Below are 15,549 nucleotides of genomic sequence, written 5' to 3' on the forward strand. Positions count from 1 at the left end.
GGAGCCAGGCGCGGGCGCACCGGCGGGGGAGTCGCCCCTCGAGCCGCTGCAGTTCCCGGTGGAGGCTCCGCGGCCGTCGGATGTTGCGGGTGCAGCCGCGCCGCTGCAGTTCCCGGTGGAGGCTCCGCGGCCGTCGGATGTTGCGGGTGCAGCCGCGCCGCTGCAGTTCCCGGTGGAGGCTCCGAGGTCGCCGGATGTTGCGGGTGCAGCCGCGCCGCTGCAGTTCCCGGTGGAGGCTCCGCGGCCGTCGGATGTTGCGGGTGCAGCCGCGCCGCCGAGCTTCCCCGGCGCGGACCCGCAGCCGCCGGACGCGGCCGGGCCGCCGCCGGCGTCGTTCGGTGGCCCGGTGGACGCGGTGCACCCCCTCGGTGAGCCGCCACAGCCTTCGGTACCAGCGCCGTTCCCCGTCGCGCAGCTGCCCGGCCTGCCAGCCCAACCGCCACCACCGTCCCCGCAACCCCCCGTCGAAGCCCCCGCACCGGCCCCCGCCGCCGGTGTCCTGCGCTTCCTCCCGCCCGCCCTCACCCTCCTCGCGGCCCTCCTGACCGTCGCCGGGACGCTGTTGCCGCTGTTCCGCGTCCAGGAGCAGCTCAGCATCCGCCAGCGGGCCTTCGAAACCCGCCTGGTCATCACCGAGACCGCCTGGGGCACCAGCATCGAAATCCCCGGCCAGGACGCCACCGACCGCGCCGGCGCACCCCTGGGCGTGCCGCTGGTCCTCGCCGCCGTCCTGCTGTTCGCCGCCGCCTTCGTCGCCTTTTCGCGACGGGACCGCGGGCGGTGGCTCATCGGGGCGGGTGCCGTCTTCATCGCCGGCGTGGTCACCACCGTCGGGATGAACCGGTTCGAGCTGAGCGCCCTCGTCGGCGACGTCGACCTCGAAGTCGTCACCGCGGCCGGCATGTGGCTGCTGATCCTGGCCACCGCCGTGGCCGTCGCCGCCGCGGTCGTCGCGTACCTGCCCCTGCGGAACCGCGACTGGGCCGATCCGGCCGTCGCCTACGCCGACACCCCGACGCCGCCGAGCGGGGTCGCCATCACCGTGCTCCCGCCCGAAGAACCCCAGCAACCCGGTTGACCGACGGCGTTACCGTGAAGACGTGTCGTGGCTACTGGTCTTCTTCGGGGCATCGCTGCTCATCGCGCTTACGCCAGGGGCGAACAACCTGCTGGGGCTCCACCACGGCATGACGCACGGTGTTCGTCCCGCCCTCGCCGGATTGGGCGGCCGGCTGGCCGCGTTCACCCTGTTGATCACGGCCGTCGCCGCCGGGCTGGGGCAGCTGCTGGCCGCCTCCGAGACCGCGCTCACGATCATCAAGTGGGCCGGTGTCGCCTACCTGCTGTACCTCGGCGTGCGCCTGCTTTGGTCCACTTTCCGGGGCACCGCCGAACCGCGCGAACCGGACACCCAGCCCGCCGGCCCGTGGCGCGCCGCCCGCAAGGAGTTCGGCGTCGCGATCACCAACCCGAAGGCGATCCTGATCTTCACCGCGTTCGTCCCGCAGTTCATCGACGCAGGTCGCGGGCCGGTTCCGGGGCAGATCGCGCTCCTCGGCGCGGTGTACCTGCTGGCCGAGTTCCTGGCCGGCTCGGTCTACGTCGGCGTCGGCGCCGCCGCGCGGTCGGCCAGGCTCTCGCGCCGGGCCCGGCGCAACGTCGACCGCGGCACCGGCGTGGTCCTCGTCGGGCTGGCCGGCGTGCTGGCGTCGGCGAACGCTTGATCCACAATCTGTCAAGGAATTCCGCCAAGACGGCGATGTGGATCAACCCGCCGGAGCAACCTTGGTACGGAAAACGCACACGGACTGCGGACACGCCCTGTGAAGCTGTTAGAGTCGGCGACACGCTTCGGGACGAGTGTGCCCCGAAGCGTTCCTGGCTTGCGTGCCAGTAGTGCTGTGTGTTCCCGCCGGCCACCGTGCCGGCCAAGCCGATCGTCGGTTGAGGACGGCCGACGACGCCGAGGAGGTCCCCCGCGTGTTCAGCGCCTTCCGCTCGGCTCTCGCGACGCCGGATCTACGCAAGAAGATCCTGTTCACGCTAGCCATCGTCGCGGTCTACCGAATCGGTGCGACCATTCCGGCACCCGGGATCTCGTACGGAGCCGTGCAGGCCTGTAGCTCCCAGGGCGGCCAGGAAGGCGTCTACCAGCTGCTGAACCTGTTCAGCGGCGGTGCGCTGCTGCAGCTGTCGCTCTTCTCGACCGGGATCATGCCGTACATCACGGCGAGCATCATCATCCAGCTGCTCACCGTGGTCATCCCGCGGTTCGAGGAGCTGAAGAAGGAAGGCCAGTCCGGCCAGGGCAAGCTGACCCAGTACACCCGGTACCTGACGATCGCGCTGGCGATCCTGCAGGCCACCGGCGTGGTCGCGCTCGCGGACCGCAAGCAGCTCTTCCCGGACTGCGACCAGCCGATCATCCCGGACAACAGCATCTACTCGCTGTCCCTCATCGTCATCACGATGACCGCGGGCACCGCCGTGATGATGTGGCTGGGCGAGCTGATCACCGAGCGCGGCATCGGCAACGGCATGTCCGTCCTGATCTTCCTGAACATCGCGGCGCGCATCCCGGCCGAGGGCGGCAACATCCTCAGCAACGCCGGTGGTGTCGGCCTGGCGGTCGTCTGCGTCTTCGGGCTGATCATCATCGCCAGCGTCATCTTCGTCGAGCAGGGCCAGCGCCGGATCCCGGTGCAGTACGCCAAGCGCATGATCGGCCGCCGGATGTACGGCGGCACGTCGACCTACCTGCCGATCAAGGTGAACCAGGCCGGTGTCATCCCGGTCATCTTCGCGTCTTCCCTGCTGTACCTGCCGGACCTGATCAGCCGCCTCGTCGGCGACCAGAACGCCAACTCCGGCTGGCAGGTCTTCATCAAGAACTACATCGTGAACCAGTCCAGCTGGGTGCACATCGCGCTGTACTTCGCGCTGATCATCTTCTTCACGTACTTCTACATCACGATCACGTTCAACGTGGACGAGCGTGCGGAAGAGATGAAGAAGTTCGGCGGGTTCATCCCGGGCATCCGCCCCGGCCGCCCGACCGCGGAGTACCTGAGCTTCGTGCTCGGCCGGATCACCCTGCCGGGCTCGCTGTACCTGGGCATCATCGCGATCCTCCCGAACTTCTTCCTGTCGTTGACCGGTAGCGGGAACAACCAGAACTTCCCGTTCGGCGGCACGGCTGTGCTGATCATGGTCGGTGTCGGGCTCGACACCGTGAAGCAGATCGAAAGCCAGCTGATGCAGCGCAACTACGAAGGGTTCTTGAAGTGACGCGGCTGGTTCTCGTGGGTCCGCCCGGCGCGGGCAAAGGCACGCAGGCGGTGGCCCTGTCCGAGCAGCTGCGGATCCCGCACATCTCGACCGGCGACCTCTTCCGCGCGCACGTCGGCCAGGAGACCCCGCTCGGCCAGGAAGCGAAGCGCTACCTGGACTCGGGCGAGCTCGTGCCCGACTCGGTGACGAACGAAATGGTCCGCGAGCGGCTCGCCGAGCCGGACGCCAAGGTCGGCTTCCTGCTCGACGGCTTCCCCCGCAACACCAAGCAGGCCGAGGTCCTCGGGGAGATCCTGGGCGACACGGACGTCTCGCTCGACGCGGTGATCCAGCTGCAGGTGCCGGAGGACGTCGTCGTCGGCCGGCTCATGTCGCGCGGCCGCGCGGACGACACCGAAGAGGTCATCCGACGCCGTCAGCAGATCTACGTGTCGGACACCGCGCCGCTGCTGGAGTACTACGCCGACATCCTCGTGACCGTCGACGGCGTCGGCAGCGTCGAGGAGATCTCCGGCCGGGTCCTGGAAGCGCTGCGCGACCGCACGTGAATCTCGGAGGGTTGCGTGTTCTGCAAGTGCTCCGGCGTGGGCGCATGATCGAGGTCAAGACCCCGGACGAGCTGCAGGCGATGCGGGCGGCGGGTCTCGTCGTGGCCCGCACGCTGGCGGCCGTCCGCGCCGCGGCGAAACCGGGCGTTAGCACCGCCGAGCTCGACGAGCTGGCGGAGCAGACGATCCGGGACGCCGGCGCGGTGCCGTCGTTCCTGGGCTACCACGGTTTCCCGGCGTCGATCTGCGCCTCGGTGAACGAACAGATCGTCCACGGCATCCCGGCGAAGACGCAGGTGCTGGCCGACGGCGACATCATCTCCGTCGACTGCGGGGCGATCCTCGACGGCTGGCACGGCGACTCCGCGGTGACGCTGGCCATCGGCGACGTCTCCGACGCCGACCTGGCGCTGTCCGCGGCGACCGAAGCGGCGATGTGGGCCGGCATCGAGGCGGTCAGCGCCGGCGGCCGGTTGACCGACATCTCCTACGCCGTCCAGTCGGCCGCCGAACGCGCGGGCCGCGACGACGGCATCGAGTACGGGATGATCCTCGAGTACGGCGGCCACGGCATCGGCCGCCAGATGCACATGGACCCGTTCCTGCCGAACGTCGGCAAGCCCGGCAAGGGCCCGCGGCTCAAGCCCGGCATGGCGCTGGCGATCGAGCCGATGCTGACCGGCGGCGGCGGCGAGACCCGCGAGCTGGACGACGGCTGGACGGTCGTCACGGCCGACGGCTCCCGCGCGGCCCACTGGGAGCACACCGTCGCGATCACCGAAGAAGACCCCTGGGTGCTCACCGCCCCGGAAGACGCCTGACCTGCGCATTCACCCACAAGGGGTGATCGCGATCACGTCCACCTGCACGGTCCTTTAGCATGGTCACCCCCGGTTTGGGGGTCGCGACACGACATGCGTACACTGTCAAGTCGGCGCACTTATCGCGCCCGGATCCTGCGCGCTCGTGAACTCACGATCTTGGGAGCCGGGCACCAGTGTGCCACGCAACACCCAACCCAGCACTGTGCTCGAGTTGATCAGGTGTGGCGACAGACGCTGTTGACAAGGAAATGCGGAGGACATGGCGAAGAAAGACGGGGCCATCGAGGTCGAAGGCCGCGTAGTCGAGCCGCTCCCCAACGCGATGTTCCGCGTCGAGTTGGAGAACGGTCACAAGGTCCTGGCACACATCAGCGGCAAGATGCGGCAGCACTACATCCGCATCCTGCCGGAGGACAGGGTTGTCGTGGAGCTCTCGCCCTACGACCTCTCTCGTGGTCGCATCGTCTACCGCTACAAGTGATCACGAAGAGCAGCTCAGAAGCAGGAGAGCAGAAGACGTGAAGGTCCAGCCGAGCGTCAAGAAGATCTGCGACAAGTGCAAGGTGATCCGCCGTCACGGCCGGATCATGGTGATCTGCGAGAACCTGCGGCACAAGCAGCGGCAGGGCTGATCGCCCAGCACTCGACCAGAGTGGATTGACGGCTACACAACCTCCCCGCACCTGCCGGGCCACGCGAGTGGCCCGGTTCACCCCCGGACTTCAGGCCGGGGCCGGGACACCCGAAGCGCAAGCCGAGGGCACGACAGGCGAGTCGGTCCCGGAACCGGACGGGGAGCAGACCTGAAGAGGAAACCTACGAAGGAGCATCAGCGCCAATGGCACGACTCGCTGGCGTAGACCTCCCCCGCGAGAAGCGGTTGGAGATCGCGCTTACGTACATCTACGGCATCGGCCGTACCCGCTCGAAGCAGCTCATCAAGGCTGCCGAGCTGAACGCGGACACCCGCGTCAAAGACCTCAGCGATGACGACCTCGCGAAGCTGCGTACGTACATCGAAGAGAACTTCAAGGTCGAGGGTGACCTTCGCCGCGAGGTGAACGCCGACATCCGTCGGAAGATCGAGATCGGGTGCTACGAGGGCCTTCGCTGGCGCCGCGGACTTCCCGTCCGTGGTCAGCGCACGAAGACCAACGCCCGTACCCGCAAGGGTCCGAAGAAGACGGTCGCCGGCAAGAAGAAGGCTGGCAAGAAGTGAGCGTCCAGGGCAAGAAGGTCGTGCAGATGGGCGGCGCCCAGCGCCGTGGCACGGCTTGCGTTTCGCCCAAGGCGCTCTACGCCCGCCCGATGGCGCTCCGCAACCTGTACACCGACGCCGGTTCGATCATCCGGCGCGGCCAGGCCGAAGCGGTCGCCGCTCACCAAGAGAACGCGCGCTAACAGGAGAACCCTCAGAACATGCCACCGAAGTCTCGTACTGCGGCCGGGGCCAAGAAGGTCCGCCGCAAGGAAAAGAAGAATGTCGCGCACGGTCACGCGCACATCAAGAGCACCTTCAACAACACCATCGTCTCGATCACGGACCCGACCGGTGCCGTGATCGCGTGGGCGTCGAGTGGTCACGTGGGCTTCAAGGGCTCGCGCAAGTCCACCCCGTTCGCCGCGCAGATGGCCGCCGAGAACGCTGCCCGCAAGGCCGCCGAGCACGGCATGAAGAAGGTCGACGTCTTCGTGAAGGGCCCGGGTTCGGGCCGCGAGACGGCGATCCGCTCGCTGCAGGCGGCCGGCCTCGAGGTCGGCACCATCCAGGACGTGACCCCGCAGCCTCACAACGGCTGCCGCCCGCCCAAGCGGCGCCGGGTCTGAGGAACGGGGAGGAGTAAGAAGAAATGGCTCGTTACACCGGCCCCGCGACGCGTATTTCGCGTCGCCTCAAGGTTGACCTCATCGGCGGCGACCAGGCTTTCGAGCGTCGCCCCTACCCGCCGGGCCAGCACGGCCGCGGGCGCATCAAGGAGTCCGAGTACCTCCTGCAGTCGCAGGAGAAGCAGAAGGCTCGCTACACCTACGGCGTTCTCGAGCGCCAGTTCGTCCGGTACTACAAGGAAGCCGTCCGGCGTCCCGGTAAGACCGGTGAGAACCTGCTGCAGATCCTCGAGTCCCGCCTGGACAACGTGATCTACCGCGCCGGCATCGCCCGCACCCGCCGTCAGGCGCGTCAGCTGGTGAGCCACGGCCACTTCCTGGTCAACGGCGTCAAGGTCAACGTCCCGTCCTACCAGGTCACCAAGTGGGACATCATCGACGTGCGGCCGAAGTCGTTCGCGATGCTGCCCTTCGTCGTGGCCAAGGAGTCCTTCGGCGAGCGCCCCATCCCGGCGTGGCTGCAGGTCGTCCAGTCCAACCTCCGCGTGCTGGTCCACCAGCTGCCGGAGCGTGCGCAGATCGACGTTCCGGTTCAGGAACAGCTGATCGTCGAGCTCTACTCGAAGTAGTCCGGCCCCGGTCGGAATACGGGCGGCGGCGCAACAGGTGCGCCGCCGCCGCGCCATCCCTTCGACGTCATATGGCGGGCGTCGTCTGGAAAGGAATTTGGAAGAATGCTGATTTCCCAGCGGCCGGCTCTCGGCGAAGAGACGGTCAACGAGACCCGCTCCCGGTTCACCATCGAACCGCTGGAGCCCGGCTTCGGCTACACGCTCGGCAACTCGCTGCGTCGTACGCTGCTGTCGTCCATCCCGGGCGCGGCCGTGACGAGCATCCGCATCGACGGCGTGCTGCACGAATTCACCACCGTTCCCGGGGTGAAGGAAGACGTCACCGACATCATCCTGAACCTCAAGGAGCTCGTGGTGTCCTCGGAAGAGGACGAGCCGGTCACCATGTACCTGCGCAAGCAGGGCCCGGGTGAGGTCACGGCGGCCGACATCGTGCCGCCGGCGGGTGTCACCGTGCACAACCCGGATCTGCACATCGCGTCGCTGAACGGCAAGGGCAAGCTCGAGATCGAGCTCGTCGTCGAGCGCGGCCGCGGTTACGTTCCGGCCCTGCAGAACAAGCAGGCGGGCGCGGAGATCGGCCGGATCCCGGTCGACTCGATCTACTCGCCGGTGCTCAAGGTGACCTACAAGGTCGAGGCCACCCGTGTCGAGCAGCGCACCGACTTCGACAAGCTGATCCTGGACGTCGAGACCAAACCGTCGATCACGCCGCGCGATGCGGTCGCGTCGGCCGGCAAGACGCTGGTGGAGCTGTTCGGTCTCGCCCGCGAGCTGAACGTCGACGCCGAGGGCATCGAGATCGGCCCGTCGCCGCAGGAGGCGGACACCATCGCCGCCTACGCGATGCCGATCGAGGACCTGGACCTCACCGTCCGGTCGTACAACTGCCTCAAGCGCGAGGGCATCCACACGGTGGGCGAGCTCGTCTCGCGCAGCGAGGCGGACCTGCTCGACATCCGCAACTTCGGCGCCAAGTCGATCGACGAGGTCAAGCTCAAGCTCGTCGGCCTCGGCCTCGCGCTGAAGGACAGCCCGCCCGGGTTCGACCCGACCGCGGCGGCCGCCAGCTACGACGGTGAAGGCTGGTCGGAGGGTGTCGGTGGCATCGCCGACGGGATTTCGGACGGCCACGACGATGGCCAGGACTACGCAGAGACCGAGCAGCTCTGAGGCGCTGAGCCTGGACGCTGTGAGCTGAACTAGGAGAACCAATGCCCACCCCTACCAAGGGAGCCCGGCTCGGCGGGTCGTCCGCGCACGAGCGGCTGATCCTGGCCAACTTGGCCACGCAGCTGTTCGAGCACGGCAAGATCACGACGACCGAGGCGAAGGCGAAGCGGGTCCGCCCGCTGGCCGAGAAGCTGATCACGAAGGCGAAGCGGGGCGACCTGCACAACCGCCGTCAGGTGCAGAAGGTCGTCCGTGACAAGGACGTCGTGCACAAGCTGTTCGCCGAGATCGGTCCGCACTTCGCGGAGCGGGCGGGCGGCTACACCCGGATCACCAAGACGATGCCGCGCAAGGGCGACAACGCCGCCATGGCCGTCATCGAGCTGGTGGCCGAGAAGACGGTGACTTCGGAAGCCGAGCGCGCTCGCAAGACGAAGTTCGCCAAGGACGAGAAGGCCGCCGCTCCGGTCGCCGAGGAGACCACCGAGGCGCCCGCCGCCGAGGAGGCTCCGGCTGCCGAGGAGGCCAAGGCCGAGGACACCGCCGCCGAGACCGAGGCTCCGGCTTCGGACGACGCGGACGCGGACGCCAAGAAGGACTGACGTCCTGACGGCCGATTCGACACCGGACGAGCCCGCCACTCCCGCTGGGGAGGGCGGGCTCGTTCGTCTGCGCCTGGACGTCTCCTACGACGGCACGGACTTCTCGGGCTGGGCTCGCCAGCCGGGCCGCCGGACTGTCCAGGGGCTGCTGGAGGACGCGCTGCAACGCCAGCCGCCAGGGGCGTCCGTGCCGAAGTCCGTGGTCGTGGCGGGCCGCACGGACGCCGGAGTGCACGCGACCGGGCAGGTGGTGCACGTCGACGTCGTGCCGCTCGCCCCGGGCGCCGCGGGCCGGATTCCCGTGTCCCCCGAAGGCATCCCGGACCTGACCCGCATGGCGGGCCGCTGGAACCGCCTCCTGCCCGGCGACGTCCGGGTGCTGGGCGCCCGCGTCGCCCCGGCGGGCTTCGACGCGCGCTTCTCGGCGATCCGGCGGCACTACCGCTACCGGGTCTCCGACGCACCGTGGGGCGTCGACCCGTTGCGCCGCCACGACACCCTGGCCTGGAACCGTCCACTGTCGACGGACGCGATGAACGCGGCGGCCGCCGGCCTGCTGGGGCTCAACGACTTCGCGGCGTACTGCAAGCAGCGCGACACGGGCACGACGATCCGCGAACTGCAGCGCCTGGAGTGGAAGCGGGTGGACGAGCACCTGCTGGAGGTCGAGGTCTCGGCGGACGCGTTCTGCCACTCGATGGTCCGCAGCCTGGTGGGCGTGCTCCTGCTGGTCGGCGACGGCCGCCGGACCGACGCATGGCCGTCGAAGGTGCTGGAGAGCGGCATCCGCGACAGCGCGGTGGCCCCGGCCCACGGCTTGACGCTCCTGGGCGTGGATTACCCGCCGGACGAGGAACTCGCTGCACGGGCTGAGCAGACGAGGAACGTCCGCACCTCACTCTGACCAACGAAAAGCGGGTGGCTCCCCGAGGGGAAGCCACCCGCTTTCGGCTGTCCGGAAAGGACTTCAGTCGCCGCGGCGGACCGGGCCCAGGAGCTGCTGCTCCTTGCCCGTCGTGACCAGGCGCAGGGGGCGCCACAGGTTGCGGCCCAGTGCCACCACCTGGTCGTCCTTCAACGTCGTCAGCTGCCGCATCATCTGCGGCGGGAGGCGCCAGATGCGGGCCGCCAGCTCGGCCTGGCCCGCCGGGAGGCGCTGCATCAGCACCAGGTCCGCCGCGTTGGCCGTCGCGCCCGCCTGCGGGTGCAGGTACGGGAGGACGTAGATCGTCGTCTGCCACGGCGACCGCGGGGGGAACAGGTCCTGCGGGGTCGGGCCGCCGTCGGTGACGACCAGCAGCGGTGCGTCCTCCGAGGGGCGGGGGAGCTCGACCGGGGACAGGCGGCGGATCTGCACGAGCGGCGACGGCCGTCCGTCACGGCTGCCGGCCGCGCGGGACAGCACCTGCCACTCCGTCGGGCGGCCCGTCGCCACCACGACCCACGCGCCGACCGCCATCGCGCGCATCGCCACCTGGCGGGCCAGGTAGAGCCCGCCCACGAGCACGATCCGGGTCGGGGTCGAGCGCAGCGCCGAGATCGTCAGCGGCTCGCCCTTGAGGCCCGAGCCGAGCACGATGCCGCCGCGGTCGCCCGAGGGGCTGATCGCGTCGAGCATCGCGGGGTCCACGGTGAACTCCGGCGAGACCCCGGTGTTCTGCCCGGCGTCACGGACGCGGGAAGTCATGCCGTACCTCCGATCGGCAGCGTCGCGGCGAACGCGGAAACCTGCAGCCCGCGCAACGGCGTCAGGTCCACGCCCAGCCGCTCGGACAGCGCGTTCAGCCGCTGGTCGGCGGCGTCGAGCTCACGCGGGTTGCGCGCGCTCACCCGGACCACGCCGCGCAGCCCGATCTTGCCTTCGTCGGACGCCGGGGAAATCGACATGGCGAGCGTCGCCGACAGCGCGCGGACGCTCGTCAGCGCGTCGAGGCTGCCGGAGATCTTGCCCTTCGGCCAGCCGGTGATCGCGTAGCTCGCGTGGCCGATGCCGGCCGCGGTCACGCCGGACCAGCGTTCCTGCAGCGTGACCTTGTTCGGCGAACCGGCGACGGCGGTGAGCTCGGCGGCCGAGATGCCGGCCCGCAGTAGCTCGTCCGGGTCGAGCGGCCGCGTCGGCACGCCCTGCGACTCGAGCGCGTTGCGCACCCGCGAAAGCGCGCCGATCAGCGCGCGGTGGGCGCCGACGACGCCGCCGCCGCGCTCCCGGATCGCCGCCGGGCAGCGCTTCGGGTCCAGCCGGATCGCGACCCACGTCGTCCGCCGCGCCGCCGCGGGCAGCGGCCCCAGCACCTCCATGTAGGAGCTGAGCGCCGGCGAGTCCGACGGCAGCGCCGCGCTGCCCGGGTAGCAGTGCCAGATCATCTGGATGGAGTCGAGCACGACGCCGCGGTCTTCGAGGCACGGGGCGAGCGCCGACAGCGGCAGGCTGGGCGCGCCGCCGGCCTGGGTGATCAGCGCCGGCGTCGGCTCGACGAGCAGCACCGCCGTCCACGTGCCGTCGTTCCAGGCGAGGCCGACCTGCTGGCGCTCGTGGTCGACGCCGTGCGCCACGACGAGGTCCGGCACCGCGATGCGGAGCAGGTTCACGCGGGCGTCGTCCGGGCCGGTCACCGTGGTCTCTTCGGCCGCCAGCTCCTCGACGGTGCTCGGCGGCAGCGGGTTCGCGGTCCGGTCGTGGGACCGGAACGAGTAGCGCATCGTGAGGCCGATCCACTGGGTGAACCAGCGGCCGCGCCAGCGCAGCAGCGCGACGATCAGGGCGAAGCCGACGATGCCGATCCCGACGTACTTGAGCGACATGTCGATCGCGAGCAGCACCAGCCCGATCGCGAGGCCGACCTCGAGCACGACGAGGTTCGCCACCGGGAGCGGGCCGAGGTTGACGCCGGACGAGCGGCGCCGCGCCGGCGGGGCCAGCCGCGTCGCGCCGGACGGGGGAGCGGGGCTGCCGCTGTCTTCGGGTCCCTGCGGGCCGCTCGGGCCGCCAGGCCCACCAGGACCGCCGGGGCCACCGGGACCGCCGCCACCGGGACCACCCGGGCCACCGGGACCGCCGCCACCGGGACCACCCGGGCCGCCAGGCCCACCAGGGCCACCAGGACCGGGGCCGCCGGGCCGCCCACCGGGACCGGGGCCGGGACCACCGGGACCGGGACCACCAGGACCACGCGGGGGCATGCCGGGACCGCCCGGGCCACCGGGACCGCCACCGGGCCCACCGGGCCCACCGGGTCCGCCAGGTCCACCGGGGACGCCTCCGGGGCCACCGGGACCACCGGGTCTCACCGGACGCGGCGGCGGGCCCGGCTGGCGGCCGGGCGGCGGGGGCCCGGGCGGGCCAGGCGGACGTGGAGGGTTGGTGACGGACATCCGCGCTTTCTCTTCCCCTCGTGCTTGCTGCGTACCCGGAAGCCGGGTCCCGGGGTGTCCGACACTAGCTTGAGTTGGTAGAAACCCCACACCAGACGGTCCCCGTACGGCTATCCTGCGGAACCGTACCGCGACGGGGAGAGCTGTAGGTCGAGAATGCCATCAACACCCACGACTAAGTCTCAGGTTCAGGCGTATCAGTTCGTCCTACGGAGGATGCAGTCGGCGCTGGTCCGGCGGGACGCCGTGATGCTGCACGACCCGATGCGCACCCACACGAGGGCCACCATCGTGGGGGTCGTGCTGGGCGCGCTGGGCATGATCGTGTTCGTCGTCTGGGGCCTGCTCAGCCCGGCGCCTTCGGTGCCCGAGGCCGGGAACATCGTGATCGGCGAGCAGTCCGGCACGGTGTACGTCGTGACGGGCAACCCGAAGAGGCTCATCCCCACGTTCAACCTCGCGTCCGCGCGCCTCCTGCTGCTGGCGCAGCAGAAGCAGTCGAGCGCGGGCAGCGGCGGCGCGACCGCGGCACCGGCCGCGCCCGCGGCGGCGAGCCCGGCGAGTGTGAAGAACCCCACGGTCGTTTCGGACGCGCAGCTGGAGTCCATTCCGCGCGACAAACTCACCGGAATTCCGGACGGCCCGCAGCTGATCCCGTCGGATTCGCAGCGCATTTCCCCGAATTGGGCGGTGTGCGACCAGGTCCAGCTCGACACGTCACTGCCGAACCCCGACACCGGCAGGACCAACACCTACGTCTTCGGCGGCATCGCGCCGTCCGGGCTCGGCACCGAACTGGGTGAGAACGAGGCGTTGCTGGCGAAGGCCGACAACGGCAAGACCTACCTCGTCTACCGCCTGCCGAGCTCGCGGAACCGGCCGAACGCCAACACCGTGCGCGCGGAGATCGACGTCGACAACGCCAACGACGCCGTCCGGACGGCGCTGCAGCTGCCGCCGACGGCGCGGAAGATCACGCCGGGCCTGCTGAACGCGATCCCGGAGGTCGCGAAGCTGTCGCCGCCGCAGATCCCGAGCGGCCAGGCCCCGGCCGACTTCGACGGCCTGACCGCCGGCGACGTCTTCTCCACGCAGCCGACCGGCGCGCAGCCGGACTACTGGGCGATCACGACCACCGGCATCCAGAAGGTGTCCAACGCGGTCGCCGACATCATCCGCGTCGCGAAGAACGGCAGCGCGGGCCGGATCCAGGTCCTCGGCCTGGACAAGCTGGCCGGTGTGCGCGTGCTGCAGCCCACCGACAAGGACTACATCGCGGTCGACGACTTCCCGCGGTCGGTCCCGACGGTCCTCGACGCGACGAAGAACTCGTCGGTCGCCTGCCTGGGCTGGTCCCTGGTCGGGTCCGGCACCGACCGGGACGCGCACACCTCGGTGTACGTCGACACGCAGCTGCCGGGCCAGAAGGGCACCGGCGACAAGTTCACCCCGATGACGGTGACCACGCCGGGCCCGAACCGCGTGCCGATCAACGGCTTCTACCTCAAGCCGGGCTTCGCCGCGGTGGTCCAGTCCGCGACCGGCAAGGACAGCTTCGGCAAGGGCGCCATCCAGCTGATCTCCGACCGGGGGATCCGCTACAGCGTCCCGGACGCGGCGACGGCGGACGCGATCGGCCTGAACAACCGGCAGCCCGCGCCCGAGTCGGTCATCGGGCTGCTGCCGACCGGGGCGTCGCTGAACACCCAGGACGTGCGCAAGCAGTTCGACTCCGTGCCGATCGACCCGAACGCCGGCTCGTTCGCGACGCCGACCGCCCCGGCGGGGAACTGACCGGAACCGCCGGTCCGCCGCGGGCGTCACACGCCCACACGCAACAGCTGAGCGGAGGTGCCGTGGCCGGCTTGAGGATGGACGGCGTCGTCGTCGCCGAGTACGCCAAGACGGCCGAGGCGGCCGCAGGCGACTTGGACGCGGCGGCGGGCGAGATCGGGGGCGAAGGCGTTTCCGCGGAGTCCTACGGGCCGCTGGGGGCCGGGATCGGCCTCGGCGCGTCGTACGGGCGCGCGGCCGGGGCGCTGCGGCGGCAGCTGACCGACGGCGCGGAAGCGCTGCGCTCGGCCGCGGAGGCGCTGCGGCAGGTCACGGTGCGCCACGACGGCCAGGACGCCGACGCCGCCGAGCTGATCAAGCGGGCCGGGAGGCTCGAAGGATGATCGCCGAGAGCTCGACCGAGTCCATCCCGCACCCCTTGGCGAAGCAGCAGCCGGTCGCGGTGGCCGTGCCGCAGGGCGAGGACATCACCGCGGCGGCCGAGCCGTACCTGGGCTACCTCACCGACCTCGCCCGGCAGCTGGGTGTCCTCGATCCCGTCGAGACGTACTTCCGCCCGCTGATCGGCCGCTGGGCCGACCTCGGCGCCGAAGCGGACCGCCTGCGCCAGGCGGCGTCCGTCGCGGCCGAGGTCTCCTCGCGGCTCGACGACCAGCTGGGCCGCCTCGACGCGGGCTGGGAGGGGCGCGACGCGGACTCGTTCGTGGCCTACATCCGCGAAATCGGCGCTGCGGGCGGCGACCTCGAGGAAGCGCTGAACGTCCTGGCGGGCGCGCTCGACGAGCTGGTCGAGTCGGTCCGCCACGTCGTCGTCGACCTCGTCGAAGTCCTGGTGGACACGGCGGACCTGACGTCGGAGACGATGCTCCTCCCGAGCGGCGGCGCCCGGCGGGCGCGGGCCCAGCTGGCGGAGACGCAGGAGTCGGCGAAGGCGCTGTACGAGACCGCGCGGGACGTGATGGAGGCGTTCGACCGGCTCTGCGACGGCGTCGACGACCCCGACGCGGCTTCGCGGAGCATCGAGATCCGGCACCGGTACCCGCAGGAGCGGTTCAAGCTGCACGACGGCGCGCTGAACGACGCCGCGGCCGAGGAAGCGACGACGCCGTCGTCGGCCGGGGCTTCGGACGAGGTCACGTCGCCGTCTTCGGCCGAGCCGAAGCACACCGGCGCGGGCACCCCGGACACCGCGCAGCCCGCCGACGCCCCGCCGCCCGCGCCCGCCCCGGAGCACGCGGCGAACCAGACGACGTCGGGTGTCCCGATGATGCCGATGATGGGCTTCGGCGCGTTCGGCGGCGGTGGCCAGGGCCGGCGTCAGCCGAAGACGCGGCCGGTGACGAAGCCGTCGGAGCTGCTGGGCGAGCCCGGGCTGGTCGCCCCGCCGGTGATCGGCGAAGACGAGAAGCCGGCGCAGGACCAGAAGAAGCCGCCGGCGCAGTGATTTCCCGTGGCCCGCGCGGGAAGCGCGGGCCACGGGCCGTCG

General features: G+C 70.5%; 19 protein-coding genes. 17 read left to right on the forward strand and 2 right to left on the reverse strand.

Annotated elements, in window-relative coordinates; genetic code table 11:
- Positions 1-229: 229 nt before the first annotated feature.
- From AB5J73_RS15710 to truA, 14 genes are all read left to right on the forward strand, one after another.
- The gene (locus tag AB5J73_RS15710; RefSeq protein ID WP_370970422.1) at positions 230-1,078 is read left to right on the forward strand and encodes a hypothetical protein; all 849 of its coding nucleotides are present in this window, start codon (positions 230-232) and stop codon (positions 1,076-1,078) included.
- 22 nt (positions 1,079-1,100) lie between these two features.
- A complete protein-coding gene (locus tag AB5J73_RS15715) occupies positions 1,101-1,724 on the forward strand; it encodes a LysE family translocator (protein ID WP_370970423.1) in 624 nt (207 codons plus the stop codon).
- Between the two features lie 256 nt (positions 1,725-1,980).
- Positions 1,981-3,288, forward strand: a complete 1,308-nt coding sequence (gene secY, locus AB5J73_RS15720; protein ID WP_370973164.1) for a preprotein translocase subunit SecY — start codon at positions 1,981-1,983, stop codon at positions 3,286-3,288.
- On the forward strand, positions 3,285-3,839 hold the full coding sequence (locus tag AB5J73_RS15725) for an adenylate kinase (protein ID WP_086862317.1): 555 nt from the start codon (positions 3,285-3,287) through the stop codon (positions 3,837-3,839). Before secY ends, AB5J73_RS15725 begins: the two co-directional genes overlap by 4 nt.
- A 44-nt stretch (positions 3,840-3,883) precedes the next feature.
- Positions 3,884-4,660: a type I methionyl aminopeptidase gene (map, locus tag AB5J73_RS15730; RefSeq protein ID WP_370970424.1), complete on the forward strand. Its 777-nt coding sequence runs from the start codon at positions 3,884-3,886 to the stop codon at positions 4,658-4,660.
- Between the two features lie 262 nt (positions 4,661-4,922).
- Positions 4,923-5,144 carry a translation initiation factor IF-1 gene (gene infA / locus AB5J73_RS15735; protein WP_004558881.1) on the forward strand — a complete coding sequence of 74 codons (222 nt, stop codon included), beginning with the start codon at positions 4,923-4,925 and terminating at the stop codon, positions 5,142-5,144.
- A 37-nt stretch (positions 5,145-5,181) separates the two neighbouring features.
- Positions 5,182-5,295 carry a 50S ribosomal protein L36 gene (gene rpmJ, locus AB5J73_RS15740; protein WP_004558882.1) on the forward strand — a complete coding sequence of 38 codons (114 nt, stop codon included), beginning with the start codon at positions 5,182-5,184 and terminating at the stop codon, positions 5,293-5,295.
- A 206-nt stretch (positions 5,296-5,501) separates the two neighbouring features.
- Positions 5,502-5,882, forward strand: coding sequence for a 30S ribosomal protein S13 (rpsM, locus tag AB5J73_RS15745; RefSeq protein WP_004558883.1), 381 nt, complete (start codon positions 5,502-5,504; stop codon positions 5,880-5,882).
- A complete protein-coding gene (locus tag AB5J73_RS15750) occupies positions 5,879-6,064 on the forward strand; it encodes a hypothetical protein (RefSeq protein WP_323329534.1) in 186 nt (61 codons plus the stop codon). The genes rpsM and AB5J73_RS15750 overlap by 4 nt, the downstream gene beginning before the upstream one ends.
- Positions 6,065-6,082: 18 nt before the next feature.
- Positions 6,083-6,490, forward strand: a complete 408-nt coding sequence (gene rpsK / locus AB5J73_RS15755; RefSeq protein WP_004558885.1) for a 30S ribosomal protein S11 — start codon at positions 6,083-6,085, stop codon at positions 6,488-6,490.
- 23 nt (positions 6,491-6,513) lie between these two features.
- Positions 6,514-7,119 carry a 30S ribosomal protein S4 gene (gene rpsD / locus AB5J73_RS15760; protein ID WP_160695227.1) on the forward strand — a complete coding sequence of 202 codons (606 nt, stop codon included), beginning with the start codon at positions 6,514-6,516 and terminating at the stop codon, positions 7,117-7,119.
- A gap of 105 nt (positions 7,120-7,224) precedes the next feature.
- On the forward strand, positions 7,225-8,295 hold the full coding sequence (locus AB5J73_RS15765; protein ID WP_004558887.1) for a DNA-directed RNA polymerase subunit alpha: 1,071 nt from the start codon (positions 7,225-7,227) through the stop codon (positions 8,293-8,295).
- A gap of 41 nt (positions 8,296-8,336) precedes the next feature.
- Positions 8,337-8,897, forward strand: a complete 561-nt coding sequence (rplQ, locus tag AB5J73_RS15770; RefSeq protein ID WP_370970425.1) for a 50S ribosomal protein L17 — start codon at positions 8,337-8,339, stop codon at positions 8,895-8,897.
- A gap of 73 nt (positions 8,898-8,970) precedes the next feature.
- Positions 8,971-9,801 carry a tRNA pseudouridine(38-40) synthase TruA gene (truA, locus tag AB5J73_RS15775; RefSeq protein WP_370973167.1) on the forward strand — a complete coding sequence of 277 codons (831 nt, stop codon included), beginning with the start codon at positions 8,971-8,973 and terminating at the stop codon, positions 9,799-9,801.
- A gap of 63 nt (positions 9,802-9,864) precedes the next feature.
- Here truA and AB5J73_RS15780 read toward each other — a convergent pair whose 3' ends face one another.
- The gene (locus AB5J73_RS15780; RefSeq protein WP_086862313.1) at positions 9,865-10,584 is read right to left on the reverse strand and encodes a hypothetical protein; all 720 of its coding nucleotides are present in this window, start codon (positions 10,582-10,584) and stop codon (positions 9,865-9,867) included.
- Positions 10,581-11,762 (reverse strand): type VII secretion protein EccE, encoded by a 1,182-nt coding sequence (gene eccE / locus AB5J73_RS15785; protein ID WP_370970426.1) that lies wholly within the window; start codon positions 11,760-11,762, stop codon positions 10,581-10,583. Before eccE ends, AB5J73_RS15780 begins: the two co-directional genes overlap by 4 nt.
- 663 nt (positions 11,763-12,425) lie before the next feature.
- On the opposite strand from eccE, the gene eccB reads away from it, so the two are divergent.
- The 3 genes from eccB (at position 12,426) to AB5J73_RS15800 (ending at position 15,507) form a co-directional block, all read left to right on the forward strand.
- Complete coding sequence (eccB, locus tag AB5J73_RS15790) at positions 12,426-14,063, forward strand: type VII secretion protein EccB (RefSeq protein WP_370970427.1); 1,638 nt, start codon at positions 12,426-12,428, stop codon at positions 14,061-14,063.
- 62 nt (positions 14,064-14,125) lie between these two features.
- Positions 14,126-14,446, forward strand: coding sequence for a hypothetical protein (locus AB5J73_RS15795; RefSeq protein WP_370970428.1), 321 nt, complete (start codon positions 14,126-14,128; stop codon positions 14,444-14,446).
- Complete coding sequence (locus AB5J73_RS15800) at positions 14,443-15,507, forward strand: WXG100 family type VII secretion target (protein ID WP_370970429.1); 1,065 nt, start codon at positions 14,443-14,445, stop codon at positions 15,505-15,507. The genes AB5J73_RS15795 and AB5J73_RS15800 overlap by 4 nt, the downstream gene beginning before the upstream one ends.
- Positions 15,508-15,549: the final 42 nt, after the last annotated feature.

Origin of the sequence: Amycolatopsis sp. cg9, from assembly GCF_041346945.1 — a bacterium.
In the GTDB taxonomy this organism is placed as follows: domain Bacteria; phylum Actinomycetota; class Actinomycetes; order Mycobacteriales; family Pseudonocardiaceae; genus Amycolatopsis.